The organism is Acinetobacter sp. TGL-Y2 (assembly GCF_001612555.1).
Taxonomy (GTDB): Bacteria; Pseudomonadota; Gammaproteobacteria; order Pseudomonadales; family Moraxellaceae; genus Acinetobacter.
This window is the reverse complement of record NZ_CP015110.1, coordinates 2,767,387-2,784,827: the sequence shown is the minus strand read 5'-3', so window position 1 is coordinate 2,784,827 and position 17,441 is coordinate 2,767,387. Positions and strand designations below refer to the sequence as shown.

Genomic DNA, 17,441 nt, shown 5'->3' with positions numbered 1-17,441 from the left:
ACTTGTTGAAACATGTTGTTGACAAGAAAAATAAAATCGCTAATATACGGAGCACAACCCCGAGGTGGTGAAATTGGTAGACGCGGTGGATTCAAAATCCACTATCAGAGATGATGTGTCGGTTCGAGTCCGACCCTCGGGACCAAATTCAGAATCGTAAGATTCTCCAAAACCCCGAAGCCTTTATATATAAAGGCTTCGGGGTTTTGTCGTTTCAGTACATATGGTTTATTTAAGGTATTATTTGGAATATTGAGGTATAACAACCCACACTTTTTCCACATTATTATTTGTGGGATTTCTTATTTAAGTTATTGGGATTAATAGCTTTATGAGTTTGTCTATTTATAAACAAGATAATGGTAGTTGGAGAGCGGATCTCGATTCGTATGGCCAAAGAAAAAGTAAGGTTAAAAAAACAAAAGCTGAAGTGAAAAAATGGGCTGAAGAGCAGGAGCGTGAATTATTTTTAAATTATTCTACTCAAGTCGCTTTAAATAAGAAAATTATTCTCACGATGGATGAAGCTTTAAGCCGTTATGCTAAAGAAGTTTCTTTGTATAAAAAAACGGCAAAAAAAGAATCACAAAGAATTAAATATTTTCAAAACAACCTACCTCATGCGGATTGGCCACTATCTGAATATCGTCCTGAGTTTCTGAAGGAATGGGAAAATTCAGTGATGAAACGGTCTATACGACCGTTAAAGGCTTCAAGTGTATTAAGAGATTATTCAATGCTTTCAGCCTTTTTTAATTGGTGTAGGAAGGACAAAGGTTGGATTGATTTCAATCCTGTTGAAAATATTCGAAAGCCTAAAAAGCCTGACCATAGGGAGCGTCGTACCGAACTAGATGAACTTCATGCAATTCTTGCTGCTTTAAAATATTCCCCTGGTTCTATTCCCACAACCAAAATGCAAGAGGTTGGTTTGATCTGGCTTATCGCGATGGCTACGGGCATGAGATCTGGTGAAATCGTGAATAGACCAATGCATGATGTATTTTTAGCTAAAAGATTTATTTATTTGCCTGATACAAAAAATGGATCTGCTCGTAAGATTCCTTTAGATGATTTTGCTCTACATCTCTGGTCTTTGGCCATGAAAATTGATCGTAAAAACTCACCAAAAGTTTTTACAGTTTCAGATGCTTCAAGGGATGTATTATTTAGAAAGGCTCGAAGTCTTGCAGGTTTGGATAATGCAGATATTACGTTTCATGATTCACGTCATGAAGCTGCTTCACTTATGGCCAAGCGTATAAAAAATGCTTTAACGCTTTGTAAAATATTTGGATGGAAAGATCCTAAACAGGCATTGGTTTATTACAATCCGACCAATGACGAGATTTTAGAAGAGTTAAATCAATCTCAAGGACTCAATAAACTTATTTCATAACAAAAAAAGGAGCTATTTATGCTCCTTTTACTGATTACTTTATTCAATAATGAATACTTGCTTTATCAAAAGCCATTGCAAACTTTATAACATCTGTGGCTTTCCAACGGGGTACGGTTCTTTCACCATTTACAGACGTGGGTAACTGCCGACTTGGAGGGAAATGATGATTCTTAATGATGTGCTTTTTAGTGTAATCTTCTGAATATTTAAAATATTGTGCAATATCTTTTTCATCCCAAAGTTGATGCTCGATAGGGATGATTGGCTTATTAGTAAGTAGTTTAGCCATTTTTAATAAATATTTATCTAAAACGGATTCATTCATGCTACTTGCTCCATCTTTTTTGATTTCTTCGACATTGTGCATTATTTAGTCCCTCTGGCTATGTACTTTAAAATTATTTGGTTGGGGTTTTTTGTTGATAATAAGGATTGGTAAATAGCCAACATTTCACAACACGTTCACGTATGTCTGACGTGGCATTTTTAACTTCATCTGCAGGGAAGTTTTTTGACTTCACTGGTTTATTCATTTCTAAAAATTTATAGCGTCGACTTGAGCGGAGTAGGGTTCGCATCTCATTGATATCAGGTAGCGATTGATAGTTTCGAGCTGCTACTTTGTAAACTTCATTGAGATTGATTGCGATGCACTGGGCATCGTGATCATGATGGTTCAAATTGAATGATGCACTACGGCTGACATTCATATATTCAAAGGCATCCCAGAACTGCTGTACCATCGGATGATCGCTTCCCAATTGCTCTACACGCTCTCGTGCCATTAATTCTAAAATGCGTTTTGCATCGCAGATTTCTTCTAGATCGATCACACCTTTTAAAACGTGTTGTTCAAGTGCATCGATCATGGCTGATACTTGGGCATGACACAGAGCAATACGAGTATGGGTGATACCTTTTTGATGAAACTCTTCTTCGAGCACCTGAATATTTTCTGTATAGGTTTGCAGAATTTTGGCTTCATTTTTTAAGCAGTGCGTCATGTAGGTACATGCGTCTTCTAAGGAAATACGGGTTAGACCATCGGCAATTCGTTTCTTTTCTAAATTATGACCTTTGGTCGTCACTGTAATGTGTAAGGTACGGGATAGAATCGCTTCAGAGGCTTGAATTGGCGTGTTTTGGCTAATCATGATTGCACCCACGGAAAGGAGGCTCATAGGTCTCATTACCTGCTGTTTTTAAGCCCTTAGAGCGAATTGCTCGACCGTTGAAGGCATCTTTAAGTTCATCCCAACTAAATTTGGCTTTTTGGACATTGCCATTTGAATCATTACGATCGCCCTCAATCAGGACAATAGGCATATTTGAGGCTTGAGCAAAGTTACGATAAATTGCCACACTGGTTGATTTGTTAGGGTCAAAGCCCTCATAAGCTTCACGACCGCTAAACTTCCATAACAATTCAAGTAGCGTCGATTTACCTGCACCGGCTTGACCCACAAATTCAAAAATGGATATGAGGAGTTAAGTGCACGGATCTGCTCTGCAAAGTATGTTCCTGTCCACCATGCGAGAATGATCAGGCCATTTGCACCATTTAAGCTGTAGAAGTCTTTCCACCATGTGGCTTGAAATTCTTTCTTTGGATTGAGGTGAATAACAGGGGAGTTGGCTAAAGATTTAAGCTCTTTCTTTCCTGTTTTATAAAAATCATGTTCATTTTTGGGGATAACTTGCCCGTTATGCACAGCGTATTGGTCAAAGATATAGGCTTGATAATCTTTACTGTAGCCAATGAAATCAATTGTTTTAACTTCTCGTAATTTTTCAGTTTTACGTTTAATAAATGTTTCTAGCTGTTGATCACTGCCTGTCCACATGGCACCTGAAAGCACAGACATGACACGGGGCTTAAATTTACTGCGTGAAGCCATGTGTTCTGCAGTAAACGTCGTTTTGGTTTCACCCCATGGGCTTTGTAGGTGGAAGTAATACCAAGATTCATCTGTGATTTCATTGCGTTGAAAATATAGGGGTTCAAGCTGTGCATTACAGATTTCTTTGGCTGAAGAACAGGTTTTTAATGCCTGAATGCGTACTTCCTCTTCAGAGAGCATTTGTTCTTGTTGGGTTTCCTCAACGTATTGGACAGCTTTGTTATATTTTTCATAATCGAGTTCCCACCAGTAGGTACGGAACTTATGATTAAAAAAGAATTTACTGAGGTTGCTACCATAAAAATTGTAGATGAGTAGTCCTGCTTCTTCAGGTGTTTCTACAATTTGAAGCTTGCCAAAATGGAGATATTTCTCCTGGTCTTTTTCGTTGAGTTGATCACGCTGAAAAAGATCATTCCAGTCGAGTGATTTTCCATTGATGGGTACAGGTGGTAGGGCAGCGGTTGAGATCCAACCTTGATCGATGGCATGTTTATGGTGTTTAGGTAAAAACTTTTTACCTGCTTGATCATTGTCTAATGCCCATACCAAACGTGGTTTAGCTTTATTCAGTTCATGACAGCGTTTATTGATGGCATCCAATATTTGCGATGGATAATTGCCACTGTTCATATTACTCATGCTGATAATGCCTGACTGTGAAAGGGCAATACTATTGAATATACCTTCTGTAATCCAAATACTACCTGCATGACAGAGTTCATCTAACTCATGTATTGACCATGCTAAGCCTGTCCATTTTCCTATGAAATTGGCTTTCTGACGACCAAAGCGATCTGGACGGTCGATGATACGTTCCCAATAAATACCTTCAGCTAATTTAAAGCGAACTGTGGCACTGACCAGGCTTCTATTTTTAGGGGATTGGTAAAGTTCCTGTGTGTATCTGCCTTTTAAGTTTTTGAGGTCGAAGCTACGGCCATCTCTCAAATATGCATCTGCAGCCGCATTTGGATTCTCAGGTGTTTTAGGGTGATATTCTGACCAATCTTTAAAAAATTCTTCACAGATATCTTTAACGTATTCTTCATAGCCACATTTATTGATTCGTCCACATTTCACCATGCGTGGTGTTTCTGCATGGGTGTAGAGTTCTTTTTCATGACAGTTTGGACAGCGACCTTGGCGATACCATTCACCGACTCTTTTAAAGTTAAAAAGTTGGTTGAGTCTGTCATCGATACGACGTTGAAGATCCATTTAAAAACCTATAAGAGTTTAATTTGTTGAAGGCGATTGCGATATGTCGATGCTCTGGTCAAATCAATGGTTGATGAATGAAATAGCGCAGAGATAAAGCCTTCAACATAATTTTTTTGATGTTCATCAATTTGGGTTTGTATTTCTAAACTTGTTAAATGATGTTCGAGTTCCGTCTCCCATTGACGTTTGTGCTGTGGGAGCCCTGTTTCAATTTCAGGGTTTGGGTTGATGCTGTTTTGTATTGGTCGAGTCATTTCTAGGCTTGCTGCAAAACTTGCAAGACATTGATCATTACGACAAGACACAATGAGTTCATGAAGAAGAGGGGATGGTCTTTTACGACTTGATACGTGCATACGAATGCCACAGTGGGGGCAATAAAAACCAATTGATTTACTCATCGTTCAATTCCTTAACTGTTTTGATTAAACGACTTGGAGCAATCACATTTGTTATTTGAATGTGAAAATGAACCAGAGTCATGCATGTCAGCTCCCGACACTCACCTACATAACCTTTGGGATTTTCCAAATAAACCACCGTTCCCAAAATCTTTAATGGCTTGTCACAGACTGGACAGCAAATTTTTTCATTAAAAATGTGTCCATATGTTTCAGAAAGGCTACTTGGCATGAATCCCCCAGAACCCGTAATTTATGATTGTTTTTGAGCAGGGGAAGAAATTTTAGTTGTAGTGAAATTTGCTTCGACTAAATGTTTGATCCACTCATTTAGGCTCATGTCTTGTTTAGCTGCTTCGATACGGGCAAGTCTTTTGATTTCGGGAGTAGTCCGAAAGCTAATTTGAACTTCTTTTATTGGGTCAGTTGAGATCATGATTTTTTTACCTTTTTTAATCTGTTGACAGGTTTTTAACTGTGGTTAAGTTAGAACTTTGTTAAAATGTTATATAGATAATATTACTTCGATATACAGAAGTTTACAATGGTGATTATTCGATGAATGATAATTTTTCTACAAAAAATCGTGCAAATCGTCTGAAAGAAGAAAGAAAGCGTCTTAAACTTCTTCAAGTTGGTGCTGCTGAAATTGTGGATGTGCGTGAGGCTTCATGGATTCGTTATGAAAAGCATGGGGATCCACTTAATCAGGATCAAATTTATGCTTTGGCAAATGTTGGCTTCGATATGTCGTATGTTTTGTTTGGTGAAAAAGAAAATATAAATTCTAAAAACATCTTGACCGAATTATATGAGTTAGTAGCTGATGATCAGAAAGAAGGGCTTGTTTATTTAGCTAAAGCATTTGTAGCTGCTTATCCAAAATGCTGATTATTATAGTCTGTGCATCAATATGATTTTTATTCTTATTACTAGGAAGTAGCTATTATGTCACCAGAATCTATTGCTGCATTGGTGAGTGCGTGTGCGGCTATTTCAATGGCTTTATTAAAGAGCAAAGAATTAGCTAATTTTCATGAAAATAATTTAGAGAAACGATTTAAATCTAGCTTGGAATATGATGAAAAATTTTTTAAAAAAAATGATCATCAATATTCTAAAATAGTTAAAGATAATGCTGCACGTGATGCGGTAGGAAATAAAAATGTAGATTCTTTTTTGGTCGATTTGCTATTTATGTTTCATGAATACAAGCTGATTGAATTGGATGAGATGATATTTTTATTTGAGTCTGGGTTTAAAAAAGGTTACTTAAAATATAATCGAACTGAGGACCTACAGAATTGTTTTGAATTTCAATTTAGTAATAAAAATAGTCTTTATTATTTAGATAATAAATTAAAAATAAAAAAGACAAAAAGAACTTCAAAGATTTTATTTGTTATTTTATTTTGGTTGTTGATGTTTTTAAGTATTTTCTTTGCTTATATGATGTCAGTTTCTACAAATATTTTAGACTTTATTTTTTCCTTTATTTTTTATGATTATTAGTTTTCCAACAGGTTTTCTATTTTTAAATTTGAATTATACTATGGATAATACTGAACTATTTTTAGAGAAATTTTATAAGGCAGAACAAGAGCATAGAGTATTAAAGATTGAAAAAGAAGCTAGGGTTTCAGCTAGTCAAAAGAGCGGGGGGATTTCGAATTATAGTGATTATATTCGGTCAAAAATTTAAAGTAGCTCCCTTAAAAGGAGCTTTTTTATCGACTTATATTTTGCTTAAAATTGAGTGAGCATCATCTGATAAGCTTTCAAATATTTTTTCTATTTCAATTGGTTTGATTGAAGGATCAATAGAACATTTTGATAAAAAGTTAAGTTTAATGAGTAATTTCTTGATTTCATAAATTGTTTCTTCATTGATTTCATTATTCGGTAGTGCATGAATACGACGTGATAAAAATAATAAGTTATTGATATTAAAATATATAAATGAATTATTACACGTTGGTTTTTAGCACTACCCATTATTCATTGCGTTACCCTGATTTGATTGTTAATTAATGGTTGAAAAACCAATGTTTATGAGATCGGATAATTCATTGAAAAGTGACCAACTTCTTTCCGTATTTTCAAGTATTAGAATGGCTTGAACTGCGCTGATGCTTAAATTGTAGCAGTCAAATTGTTGATTATAATGGTAATCAATTTTTGCTCTTAACTTTGACCAGGTAACATTGGTTTCAATAAAGGTTTTATAAGACACATCTGGATTGATGAGATTATAAAGTTTTTTTGAAGAAACAAAGAGTTGTCGCTTATTGTTGTGCGGATTTTTAACTCTAAGAATTATTTTTGAAATTGTCATTTTTAAATCCTTATCAAATGTGCAGGCATGACTTGTTCAGGCGTGTGCCATTGCCATCTATTGATATTGAGTCGGTTACTTGCTGAGGCTACATAAGCAAGTACTTCCCGATGATGATTTTGCCAATCTAAGAGCAGGGGATTGTCATAAGCAATGTCGAGTTTGAACTTGCGTAATTGGCGGTAAAGCTGACGATTGATTTCAGGCATGGTGCTGATTTGTTCAGATGTCGCTTCAGGAGTTTGTGGTTGGTCAGTGCCCTGAGGTTTTTCAGTCTGAGGAACTGGCCTAGGTTCATGTTTTGATTTGGCTACACAGATCCCGAATAAATCTTTTAGTTTTTTATAGTTGATTGCGTAGTAATTGACTCGCATAGATTTGTTTGAATCTAGCTTATTGATTTCAATTAAACCCAATTCTTTCAGCTTTGCCACGGCACGTTTGATGGTTGAAAGGCTGAATAAACCGAGTGTTGATGCCCATTCCTCAAATGTATGAAACCACCACTTGCGGTTGTTGTGTTGGGTTAGATTTTTCTTACGTTTGTATTTGCCTGTTTCATTGAGTAAGTAATAGAGCTTTTGTAAGAAAGATGCAGCAGGCAAGCCTAGCTCTTTGCAGAGCATAGGCGAGGCAATAATGGGATATTCTTTGTTTTGAAGGAGTATGTTTTTCATATGTCATACCCCGTACGATAAGACTGCATGTAGCAGTCTTTGCAGCGAGCCGCCCACTTTTGAACACCGTTTTTAAAGCCATTTTTAAAATAAAATTCTTCGTCAAAAGGGAAGTAGTCGTTACACATGGGGCAACATTTTTCAGTGCCTAGTTCGGTTTGAATATAGATTTTTCTAGGCATGATTTAACCTCGTTTTTTAGAACGAAGAAATTTCAAAATTTGAGTGCTGAGTTTTTGAGGTTGGGCGAAATCAGACGCATGTAAGCGTTGAATGCAGAGGGTGTCTAGGTTTTGATATGCAGGTGCTGAATGCACACTTTTGTTTTGAGTGTTCATGGTCATTTTCCGTTTGATAAGTTTTAAAACCCATCATCATTACTTCTCACGGTAATGGTGACAGACTACACAGGGGTGAGAATATCGCTCAAACGGTTGCGACCAGCACAAGGCTGCCCTGCATAGCCTGTCATAACGACTGACTAAACAGTGGGCAAAAAAATGCCGCTTAGTGCGACTTTATTTTGCACCGTTTGATGATAAAACAGGTTCTCACGCCCGTTCACAGTTTCGCTGTGATGTTTGCAATATAACGATGATTTTTTTTTAAGTCAACTCAGGTGTGAAAATTTCATTCTTTTATATCTCTATTCTTTATTCTATTTATATAAAGAAGAAAGTGTCAAAATGAGCTCATGCATAGTGTCATGATGACCTTATCCATTGGTTCATTTTGAGCTAATGCATAGTATCAATTTTAATTTAGTTGTTGTAAATTCAACATTGTTATAAATCGTGCAAAGTTAGAAAAATGACAAAAAAACAAATAATAGATAGCTATATGGCAAATGCCATTAAAGATAAAAATATCAACTCATTTTTAGGCTTTATTGAGGGGATTGCGATTGATGGAAAAATAAATGTTAAGGAAATTGAGGCAATAATCGAATGGCATAATAGTTTGGCTGAGCTGCATGACCCTCATTTTGAAAGACTATTTAAAAAATTGTCCGAAATAACAACTGTTGATGGTATTTCCGATGAAGAAAAGAATAATTTTTTTAAAGTTTTACAGCTATTCAAGTCAAACGAATTTTATAAGAAGCATACGGCTGATGTGCAAAGGTTGCATGGCATCTTAGCAGGCTTGGTTTGTGATCGGAGCCTGACAATAAGTGAGTTATCTTTTTTGAATCTGTGGTTAAAAGATAATGATCACTTGGAAGATGATTTACTTTATCAAGAAGTATTTACCGCATTAAAACCTTTACGAATTAATAAGGATTTAACTGATGCTCAGATCAGTTCGATTAATAAACTCATTGCTCGTTATGTTGATGTTGACAATCATGGTCAGCTAAAAAAAGTTGTTGAAAGTGAGGATAATCCTGATTTTTATAAAGGTCAGTTACAGCTTGAAGATGCTGTGTATTGTTTTACAGGTGCTTCGTCACGGTTTAAAAAGAGTGAATGGAAGGATTTGGTTCAGAATAATGGGGCTAAGTTTGTTGATGATATGACCATGAGTGTGAATTACCTTGTGATCTGTAATAAAGGTAATACAGCATGGGCGCATGTAAGCTACGGTCGTAAGTTTGAACAAGCAAAGAAGTGGCAAAAGGATGGAGTGAATATCAAGATCATTACTGAAGATGATTTTGTAAGATGGGTTGGAATTGAATAATGAGAGAAAAATTACAAGAATGGATGGAATTTCATTCTGCTGTGATGAGTAGATTCCCTGGTCCTGGTTATTTGATGATATTGAGCTGTTTGATTGTGATGGGAGTAAGTTGGCTTTATCCAAAAATTATTTATGCAATTGCTAATTTTCAAATTATGGGGACTACACCTTATCAAAATTTTATTATTAAACATTCCAATTACGTAGGCTTGGGTATGTGGATTGTACCTATTGGTATTTTAGTTGTGTTAATGTTTATTAGTTGGAAAATTCATCAAAAGAATGTTGAAAAATATTATAAATAAGCCCTCAAATATGAAGGCTTATTTATAATGGAATAATTAATTTTGAATTTTTACTATGGCTGATGGAATAGCGCCATAGAGTGGATCATCATTTTGATTGGGATAAACCCCCCATGTATCCTCACTGGATAAACACAATAAAATATTACCCGTGTGTGCACTCAATGCGAAATATTTTTGTTCTGCTACAACGTCATTACTTGAATTAATGAGCTTTGAAACAATTCCATTTTTGATTACTTTAAATGATATTTTATAGTCTTTAAGTTCTTCATTGGTTAAGTCACCAAAAAATCCGTTAAAACTTTCACCGTAACGACTACCAGATTCAATAGATCTTGAAATGTGTAACCCGTTCCAACTTAAGTAAATTGGGCTTTCAAAAAAAATCAATTCTGCTGCGGATGCAGCCGATATAACAAATGACATATTCCGAATGCTTGAGAGTCCGAGCGATAAATCAAGAATAATTTCTTTGTTAATTGCTGCTGTTACATATAAATAAGCACTTTGTTTCCCTGTATAAGGCTTAGAAATTTCCGTCGGTGCATATGTTAATAGTTGGTCAACATAGGTGGCATTGATTGTTTGAATAGTACCTTCATTAATTTCACGACCACTGACCAGCGCATCAACTTCTGACTTATTGTAATAATTTGAATAATCAACTTCAGGAAGCTCAAACCACTTTGAGTTCTTGCGACAATACAGTTTGTTGTCAGCAGGTGTGTCTTCGATGTTGTTTGAATTCATAATTAAAACGTTGCCGAACGGAACACTTAAAACAATATCAGGATGATCAAGTTTCTGATCCACAGGCATTGGACTATTTGTCCAAAACAATTTAAGTCCAATATTCATTATGCTGTGATACTCCGCAGAATCTGAAATTGAATATTTTCAGAGTGACGAACACGATCATTTATCTCTAATTTGATATCAAGCTGTGCAGTACCGATTTTCCAATCTTTAGTAATTGAAACAGGTACTTCAAGCAAGATCATGCCAGCTTGTTCAAGTAAAGTTACGACTGGCTTTGCAATAACGTGTTGTGAAGAATTGATAATTGTTGCCGAAATTTTCATATCATCATTCAGCATCATGCCGAGATTAGTTTTAGTGTCGTAGAATTGAATGGGTACAGCAAAACTATCACCTATTTTTATAGTGGCCTTCATATTGGTTTACCTCAATTTAAATTTGATTCAAGTTCTAATTGCGTGATTAATCCTTTGGACTTGTTGTATGTATGCGTAGCTTTTTCAACGATCCATTCCAATCGATCAATTTCCTTTTTAAAACCATCTAGTTTGACAGGGGACTCTGTACTGATTTCAGGCATGCCCAATGCAAGGTTGATGCTGAACTTTGCCATTTGGCGTTTAATCTCTGCCATTTTTGCTTGTGCTGCACGTTCAGCTTCGGCTTTATTGGCAAACGTACCTTTAATTCTTTTTACTTTTCCTGCCTGACCTGAATGAGCGATTTCACGTTTAGCCTTGCCAGTATTCTGATAACCTGCAGTCACACCGGTGTAATCTGATTCACGATCGTGTTCACTGTATCTGAACTGATCTCCATCGCTCCTGGTCAAAGTGATCGAAGCTAAATCTTGACCTGAAGCGGATTTGGCTGTACCTGCTTTAAATATCAATAAACGATCTTTCTTCACCGCCATTTCAGCACCATTGAGCTTGGCTAACCGTGCCAGTAGATTGAGATCTGATTCATTGGTTTGGTCAATATGATGTAGATTGATGGCTTTTAATTCGCTGGTCATGATCAATTGCAAGCTATGTTTTTGTGCAATATTAGTGGCAACTTCACCAAAGGTTTTACGGTGATAAGATTTGGACTGAGCGACTTTGATATCACTTTTAAAATTGGCACTCGATGCTTTGATGGTGATTTGATCGGGTGAACCTGACCATTCTGTCTCATCAACAATAAAGTCGCCTTTATCGTGCAGTTCTTCACCGATAAAACCCATTTTACAATTGAGTCGTACGCCACGTTTTGGTAACTCTAAAATGCCATCACTGTCATCAAGCACAATGCTGAGCTCATCGGCCTCATTTGCACGATTATCCGTTACAGTTACGCTGATAATTCGACTGAGAATTAAATCATTTAAAGGCTTATTGTCTGCAGTAATCAGGCATGTTGGCGTCTTGATCATGTCACCACCTCATTGGTGGTTTCAGGTGCGGTTTGCTCCTCGATGCGCTCATCATCGGTTCGAGAAAGTTTTATAGTGAAATCGACTTTTCGAGGAACGCCATTGTCTAAAAGATAACTCTTGGTTTCATCAATATTGTCGATGACGTAGACACCGTATAAATATCCACTGCCATCCATGAGTACAAAGCCTTGACCTGTACTGGCCATGCTTGCAAGTTCATCAATCGCATATCGACGCCCGAATCCATATTCTTCATAAATGAGACCCGGTAAAGTAACGGTATCTGAGCCTACACCTGTGTATTGCTTTTTGGCTCTGCCTGTAGCCACTTCATTTTCAGCATATGTCCACGCACGTTGCCGCTGAATTTCGGTGAAACTCAATGTATCGATTTTAAATAAAAACTGTCCGAGGCTCATTAACATGGTATGTCCTTAATCATTATCGCTATAACTGCGGTTTTGCGCTGCGCCTACAGATTGTTGCCATTTATTTAGTTTTTGATCCATCAATACAGCAACGGCTTGCGTATCTGCTACACCTGAAATATGAATTTGTGCAGGGGCAAAATGATTGACGGATGTCTTAGTTTGAGGCAAGCGTAAAGGAGTAATCGGTTGAGTCTGAATGGTTTTAGTTGGGACACCCGTTTGAGTCGTTGCAGAATTACTAAACTGGGGTATTTGTGGAATCTTTGGAATATTCACAAAGGGGATTTTATTCAGTCCCGTAATGAGCATATTGACAGCGCCAATCACTAATCGGATGGGTGAAAGTAAATGATCGACAATGGTTGCGCCAACACTGACTACACCATTTTTAAAGCTTTCCCAAGCGACCATGGCAGCACCTACAAATATCACAATTTTGGCTGCAGTCTCACCAAGCCAAGTTCCAATGCTCATAAATGCTTCAGCAAAAATTCCGACTAAAACGCCAATAAATTGACCTAAGGTTTGACCATAACTGGTGGCATTTTGAAGTTCTTGATTGGTGGCTTGCATAGGTGTCAGCATTTCGCCCAAAACCCCTTTAAAGATACTCCATGCCCCAACTAGGGCATCCCAAATAGGCTGTAAAGGCGAAAGAGTTGTTTTAAGATTATTAAATGCAGTACGAAGGCTATCCATGAGTGGTGCAAGACCAATTTTGAGTCCATCCCAAAAACCTTTGAAAAATGCTTTGATGGGTTGCCAATAGCGATAGATCGCAAGTGCTACTGCTGCAATCAACACGATTACACCTGTAAGTGGGTTAGTCAGCAAAGCTATCGCCATTGCACGTAAACCAGTTAGAACTAAGGGGATAGCTCGACTGGCCAAGAAAGTAAACGCACGACTGACCAATTGAATGGTTTTTGCAATTAAGGTAAATCGAGTTGGTAATCCAATGCCGAGTTTGTCTGCCACAGTCCGAATGACAAACATTAAAATTGCTAACTTGGTAATGCCTGCAATTACGCTGACGATTGCCCCGAAGAAAAGGTTAGTGGTATATCGAACCCCGAGTAAGGCAACTTTAAATAGAAGTAGCTGCATCGCAATTTTGGCAAGTGAACGTACTAATTCTGGATTGGCTTTTGCCCATGTACTGATTTTTTCGGCGATGGCACTAATATGATTTACAAATATTTTTAAATCAGGTGCGATCGCTGCTACTAAGTCAACCATGACATTGGTCATTGCACCTTGGGCTTGTTCCCAGAGGTTTTTTTAAGTGCCGAGCTGTTCATTAATCCGTGTTTGTAGATCTGCTTGACGATTCATTTTTTCAATCGTGTCGTCATAACCTTTTTTATTTTTATCAATTAATAAATTCAGGATCTGCATATTTTCAGCATCATTACCGAAAATGTCTGAAATGATGCCATTTCGTTGTTGGGTGGTCATCGATTTGAGTTGATCGAGTTGCTTAAACATCTTGTCTAAACCACCAAACTCGCCTTTGCCATCACTAAAATTGAGTTTTAATTTTGTGCCCTTTAATGCTTTATCTATTTTGGATTGATCTAACATGGCTTTGAAGGTTTTAGTTAAGGCATTACCTGCGCTACTTAAATCTGTCATGCCACTTTGATCTGCCATGACCAAAAGGGGAGCCATTGCTTTAGAACCCTCAAGTCCTGCTTGCTTGATCATTTTCATGCCTGCACCAAGTTTGGCGAATCCACCAAGCATATTGGTTGGATCTACACCTAAGTAGGCAGTACGTTGAATGGTGTCCATTAAACTGAGCATGTCTGATTCTGCGGTTTGAGTCGCATCTTGCATTTTGGCTGCAAAGGTTGCTGCTTCATCAAATGGCATTTTGAGTAGAACTGCTAAATTACCCGCAGCCTCACCAGTTCCACCTAAAATTGACTTAAAACTAATGCCTTGTTGAACCAAGTTGGTCATCATATTTTGAAAGTCGGCATTTGAACCAGGGAGTTGTGCTCCAAGCTTTGTTGCAAGTTGATTGATTTTTTCAAATTCAGGTGCAACTTTTCCAGTGCTATCCATCATTGATACTTTAAGTTTAGTGCTCGCCTCTTCAGCATCAGCAAATGCTTTGATGGGTACAGAAGCCGCAAAACCGATGCCCACTAAACCCATAGCCGTGTTTTTAAGTTCGGCATGCATGGCTTGGCGACTTTTTTTGAGTTGAGCATCCCATTGTTTGGTTTTATTAAGAAGTGTAGATAATGCATGATCGGCATGACCATATTCAGTGGCTAACATCTTGGTTACTGAACGGACAGCATGAGAGTTTTTTTCAGTTTGTTGCAAGGATTGGTTATAGCGCTGTGCATCTGAACCACCTAGAGTTCTATTTAGATGGTCAATACTACGAGTCAGATCCTCAATTGAGTTTTCAGTATTATCTGAAAACTGACGAATCATTTTAAGGGGGCGAGTAGCTTCATCTACGATGGTTAAAATGGCACTTAGACTTAGACTACTCATATATTGACCTGTTTTATTGGCTTACTTCTGATCGAACTCGGGCACGTTCATTCCATTGCATGAGTTCCTCTATTTCCCAGTGTTCACATTCTTTCGGTGTCCAATGAAAAACCACGGCAAGATTGGCTATGACGTCATCAACGCTGCTTGGGATTTGGCTTTCGCACTGACTAAAAAACTCGTCAGTTCTACGGTTAAAGTGGTGTAGTCCGATACATCCATGGCGTTTAATTCAGCGACATTCAGGGTGGGTTGCGTGACTCGAGTCAGCACGGTATTGACTGCGTTAATGTCCCACTTGAGCACATCTTGTAGACTTAAATTTCGTAATGTACCGACATTCGGTTTACGAATTTGAATCTCTGTAATCGCAATTTCACCTCGCATAATCGGATTTTCTAAAGTCGCTGTTTTGACGTTCGGATCAGCAATCGCTGAAGTATTCGTTTCTTGAGATGCTTGTCCAGTTGGTTTACTCATGATTTTCTCTGATTTAAATTTTAAGATAAGTGAAGCTTGGTCTGATTAAAGACCAAGTAGTTTTTTGATATCTGCGACAAGATCATTGCTGCCGAAGCGTTCAATACCTCGAATGAAATCAAGTTCAACTTCGACTACGCCATCTACTTCCATACGGAAATAGGTATAGTTGTAAGTCATTTTAATTTCAGTTTTATCGCCATTTTTTGATGCACCAGGATCAAGCTCAAGTGCCTGGCCACGCATATAAATTTCGATGTTTTGAATGCTGCATGTATCTTGGTTCTCATAAATACCGACATAGCGCACGGGTAAGTCATTGGTACCGCAAACCCCAAGTTGACGATATTGTTTAACGTCAAAACCTGCATAAGTCACTTCACCTTCTAGTTTTTCATAACCCATTGCTAAAGCAATATCACCGATCATGCCTGCACCACGGAAGTCTTCAGTTTTTTTAGTGATTTTCGGAATATTGAAGCTTTCTGCTACAGTTGCCCACGAATGCATATTGACGAAGACATTAAAATTTTTAAGCGTTCTTGGTAGCATGTTTAAACTCCTTCAGTGGTTGAGTTGGCGCCATTAATCATTTGGGCGAAGTCCACTAAGTAACGACCTGTAATACGTTGGTTCAAGCCAAGATTTTCAAGTGGCGGAACAGGGGTGTAGTTATAATCGACCCACATTTGTCCTTGTTGTAACTGGGTCGTTGAGTTTTCATTTGGGTCATACCACACTGAAGCACCTAACAAGCGTTTAGCCCCGACGTGCTCTTGAAGTTCAGCATCAATTGAGTCAATAATGTCTTTTGCCAAGAACGGAGTTAAAGGCTCATCAACAAAGGGGAAGCAGCCATTAATAATCGTATCAAGCAGAAACTGTGCTGTTCGGGTTGAGACTTCAAATGCAAAATCGGGATCTGCAGAACAGGTGCGATTGCCCCAAAAACGAAACCCTTGATGTTGTATGAGTGTCGTAATTTCTTTACTGTTGAGATAACCTGCATCTGTGTCAGGATCTTCTAAGTCCCAAGTAATAGGGCGACTGATACCTGTCGGTCCAGTTAGTGGAATATTAGAAAGGGATTTGTGCCATCCCACTTGTTTATCTGTTTCAGCACGAAGGGCAGCAGCTGCAACAACAGCGGTCAGAATGCCTGCGCCATATAGATAGGTCATTGATAAGACTCCTCGGTTACATGGGATAAAAACAAGAAATATTAGGTTTACCACGCGTCAAGCTAGCCGCACTGAAAGTATTGCCTTCATCTAAAATATAAAAATCAGGTATCTGGGATAATGTTGAAAGCCCACGGTTATAAGGAATACCAATTTGAACCGCTTCACCGTGATTTATCCCTGTTTCAGCATATAAGCCATACTGTGCGAGCTGTGCCGTCAAATTATTTGTGATGGTGAGGTGAGGTTGTTCACTCCCTGCTCCTGAAAAATTGACGGTAAATGATTGTGTAATAGAGGGACCATTTTCAGTTAATGCAATCGGTACATAAACCTGCTGTATCCCTGTTAATTGATCCCAATAGGCATTTAATTCGCTAAAACATAAATAACCATCTGTACAATTCAATTCAGTCGCTGCTAAACACACGCCCACATGACGATGATTAAATTGCATAATGCTTGGGTTCTCGAAAGCAAAAACTAAAAGATCTTCGGTAGTAGTCTTAATTTCAATTCGATGGTTTTCTAAATCCGTATTTGTACAGAGAAGTCCTACATCAACCCACTCATAGCCCAGCGGAGGTGCAGTATCAATCAAGTGCAATACTTCAACTTGAAGCCAGATCGGTTGGACATTAATCTCATTAATTTCTATACCATCAATCAATATTGTCGGCTGAGCAGGAGTTGATGGAACTTCAGATGGATTAATTTTTCTAGCA

The 17,441-nt window shown here is 37.8% G+C and carries 25 protein-coding genes, 1 tRNA gene and 1 pseudogene; 7 read left to right on the top strand and 20 right to left on the bottom strand.

The window, feature by feature from the left end; translation table 11 throughout:
* Positions 1-58: 58 nt before the first annotated feature.
* Positions 59-145: transfer RNA gene (locus tag AMD27_RS13285), tRNA-Leu, on the top strand.
* A 186-nt stretch (positions 146-331) separates the two neighbouring features.
* On the top strand, positions 332-1,399 hold the full coding sequence (locus AMD27_RS13280; protein ID WP_067661372.1) for a tyrosine-type recombinase/integrase: 1,068 nt from the start codon (positions 332-334) through the stop codon (positions 1,397-1,399).
* 43 nt (positions 1,400-1,442) lie between these two features.
* Here the strand turns inward: AMD27_RS13280 and AMD27_RS13275 are convergent, their stop codons facing one another.
* The 5 genes and pseudogenes from AMD27_RS13275 to AMD27_RS13255 all read right to left on the bottom strand — a co-directional run bounded on the left by AMD27_RS13275 (position 1,443) and on the right by AMD27_RS13255 (position 5,364).
* On the bottom strand, positions 1,443-1,769 hold the full coding sequence (locus AMD27_RS13275; protein ID WP_416202791.1) for a hypothetical protein: 327 nt from the start codon (positions 1,767-1,769) through the stop codon (positions 1,443-1,445).
* 31 nt (positions 1,770-1,800) lie between these two features.
* Positions 1,801-4,524: pseudogene (locus AMD27_RS13270) on the bottom strand (toprim domain-containing protein).
* An 8-nt stretch (positions 4,525-4,532) separates the two neighbouring features.
* Positions 4,533-4,928 (bottom strand): ogr/Delta-like zinc finger family protein, encoded by a 396-nt coding sequence (locus AMD27_RS13265; protein WP_067661367.1) that lies wholly within the window; start codon positions 4,926-4,928, stop codon positions 4,533-4,535.
* On the bottom strand, positions 4,921-5,160 hold the full coding sequence (locus AMD27_RS13260) for a hypothetical protein (RefSeq protein WP_067661365.1): 240 nt from the start codon (positions 5,158-5,160) through the stop codon (positions 4,921-4,923). The genes AMD27_RS13265 and AMD27_RS13260 overlap by 8 nt, the downstream gene beginning before the upstream one ends.
* A gap of 21 nt (positions 5,161-5,181) precedes the next feature.
* Complete coding sequence (locus AMD27_RS13255; RefSeq protein ID WP_067661363.1) at positions 5,182-5,364, bottom strand: toxin-antitoxin system HicB family antitoxin; 183 nt, start codon at positions 5,362-5,364, stop codon at positions 5,182-5,184.
* A gap of 122 nt (positions 5,365-5,486) precedes the next feature.
* Between AMD27_RS13255 and AMD27_RS13250 the strand changes: the two genes are divergently transcribed.
* Genes AMD27_RS13250 through AMD27_RS18785 form a run of 3 tightly spaced genes read left to right on the top strand, consistent with a single transcriptional unit; the run spans position 5,487 to position 6,630 of the window.
* Positions 5,487-5,819, top strand: a complete 333-nt coding sequence (locus tag AMD27_RS13250) for a helix-turn-helix domain-containing protein (protein WP_067661362.1) — start codon at positions 5,487-5,489, stop codon at positions 5,817-5,819.
* 57 nt (positions 5,820-5,876) lie between these two features.
* Positions 5,877-6,440 carry a hypothetical protein gene (locus AMD27_RS13245; protein WP_067661360.1) on the top strand — a complete coding sequence of 188 codons (564 nt, stop codon included), beginning with the start codon at positions 5,877-5,879 and terminating at the stop codon, positions 6,438-6,440.
* Between the two features lie 40 nt (positions 6,441-6,480).
* Positions 6,481-6,630 carry a hypothetical protein gene (locus tag AMD27_RS18785; RefSeq protein WP_171254808.1) on the top strand — a complete coding sequence of 50 codons (150 nt, stop codon included), beginning with the start codon at positions 6,481-6,483 and terminating at the stop codon, positions 6,628-6,630.
* Between the two features lie 321 nt (positions 6,631-6,951).
* On the opposite strand, the gene AMD27_RS13240 is transcribed toward AMD27_RS18785, so the two are convergent.
* The 4 genes from AMD27_RS13240 to AMD27_RS18780 are packed head-to-tail and all read right to left on the bottom strand — an operon-like array spanning position 6,952 to position 8,278.
* A complete protein-coding gene (locus tag AMD27_RS13240; protein ID WP_067661359.1) occupies positions 6,952-7,263 on the bottom strand; it encodes a hypothetical protein in 312 nt (103 codons plus the stop codon).
* Positions 7,264-7,265: 2 nt separating this feature from the next.
* Complete coding sequence (locus AMD27_RS13235; RefSeq protein ID WP_067661358.1) at positions 7,266-7,940, bottom strand: hypothetical protein; 675 nt, start codon at positions 7,938-7,940, stop codon at positions 7,266-7,268.
* Entirely contained in the window at positions 7,937-8,122 is a 186-nt protein-coding gene (locus AMD27_RS13230) for a hypothetical protein (protein ID WP_067661356.1), read from the bottom strand. The genes AMD27_RS13235 and AMD27_RS13230 overlap by 4 nt, the downstream gene beginning before the upstream one ends.
* A gap of 3 nt (positions 8,123-8,125) precedes the next feature.
* The gene (locus tag AMD27_RS18780) at positions 8,126-8,278 is read right to left on the bottom strand and encodes a hypothetical protein (protein WP_171254807.1); all 153 of its coding nucleotides are present in this window, start codon (positions 8,276-8,278) and stop codon (positions 8,126-8,128) included.
* Between the two features lie 472 nt (positions 8,279-8,750).
* Between AMD27_RS18780 and AMD27_RS13225 the strand changes: the two genes are divergently transcribed.
* The gene (locus AMD27_RS13225) at positions 8,751-9,623 is read left to right on the top strand and encodes a BRCT domain-containing protein (RefSeq protein ID WP_081405978.1); all 873 of its coding nucleotides are present in this window, start codon (positions 8,751-8,753) and stop codon (positions 9,621-9,623) included.
* Entirely contained in the window at positions 9,623-9,928 is a 306-nt protein-coding gene (locus tag AMD27_RS13220; RefSeq protein ID WP_067661352.1) for a hypothetical protein, read from the top strand. Before AMD27_RS13225 ends, AMD27_RS13220 begins: the two co-directional genes overlap by 1 nt.
* A gap of 36 nt (positions 9,929-9,964) precedes the next feature.
* Here AMD27_RS13220 and AMD27_RS13215 read toward each other — a convergent pair whose 3' ends face one another.
* From AMD27_RS13215 to AMD27_RS13170, 11 genes are read right to left on the bottom strand one after another with little or no spacing between them, the layout of a single operon-like run.
* Positions 9,965-10,789 carry a hypothetical protein gene (locus tag AMD27_RS13215; protein WP_067661350.1) on the bottom strand — a complete coding sequence of 275 codons (825 nt, stop codon included), beginning with the start codon at positions 10,787-10,789 and terminating at the stop codon, positions 9,965-9,967.
* Positions 10,789-11,106: a hypothetical protein gene (locus AMD27_RS13210; protein ID WP_067661348.1), complete on the bottom strand. Its 318-nt coding sequence runs from the start codon at positions 11,104-11,106 to the stop codon at positions 10,789-10,791. The genes AMD27_RS13215 and AMD27_RS13210 overlap by 1 nt, the downstream gene beginning before the upstream one ends.
* A gap of 11 nt (positions 11,107-11,117) precedes the next feature.
* Positions 11,118-12,107, bottom strand: a complete 990-nt coding sequence (locus AMD27_RS13205) for a contractile injection system protein, VgrG/Pvc8 family (protein ID WP_067661346.1) — start codon at positions 12,105-12,107, stop codon at positions 11,118-11,120.
* A complete protein-coding gene (locus tag AMD27_RS13200) occupies positions 12,104-12,535 on the bottom strand; it encodes a phage tail protein (protein ID WP_067661344.1) in 432 nt (143 codons plus the stop codon). The genes AMD27_RS13205 and AMD27_RS13200 overlap by 4 nt, the downstream gene beginning before the upstream one ends.
* A 9-nt stretch (positions 12,536-12,544) precedes the next feature.
* Positions 12,545-13,780, bottom strand: coding sequence for a hypothetical protein (locus AMD27_RS13195; protein ID WP_150115781.1), 1,236 nt, complete (start codon positions 13,778-13,780; stop codon positions 12,545-12,547).
* 42 nt (positions 13,781-13,822) lie between these two features.
* Entirely contained in the window at positions 13,823-15,055 is a 1,233-nt protein-coding gene (locus tag AMD27_RS13190; RefSeq protein WP_067661340.1) for a phage tail tape measure protein, read from the bottom strand.
* A gap of 13 nt (positions 15,056-15,068) precedes the next feature.
* Complete coding sequence (locus AMD27_RS18230; protein WP_228140668.1) at positions 15,069-15,170, bottom strand: GpE family phage tail protein; 102 nt, start codon at positions 15,168-15,170, stop codon at positions 15,069-15,071.
* A gap of 11 nt (positions 15,171-15,181) precedes the next feature.
* Positions 15,182-15,535: a phage tail assembly protein gene (locus AMD27_RS13185; RefSeq protein WP_067661338.1), complete on the bottom strand. Its 354-nt coding sequence runs from the start codon at positions 15,533-15,535 to the stop codon at positions 15,182-15,184.
* Between the two features lie 45 nt (positions 15,536-15,580).
* A complete protein-coding gene (locus AMD27_RS13180; RefSeq protein WP_067661336.1) occupies positions 15,581-16,087 on the bottom strand; it encodes a phage major tail tube protein in 507 nt (168 codons plus the stop codon).
* 2 nt (positions 16,088-16,089) lie between these two features.
* A complete protein-coding gene (locus AMD27_RS13175) occupies positions 16,090-16,716 on the bottom strand; it encodes a phage tail sheath subtilisin-like domain-containing protein (protein WP_067661334.1) in 627 nt (208 codons plus the stop codon).
* A 16-nt stretch (positions 16,717-16,732) separates the two neighbouring features.
* Positions 16,733-17,386 (bottom strand): hypothetical protein, encoded by a 654-nt coding sequence (locus AMD27_RS13170; protein WP_067661332.1) that lies wholly within the window; start codon positions 17,384-17,386, stop codon positions 16,733-16,735.
* Positions 17,387-17,441: the final 55 nt, after the last annotated feature.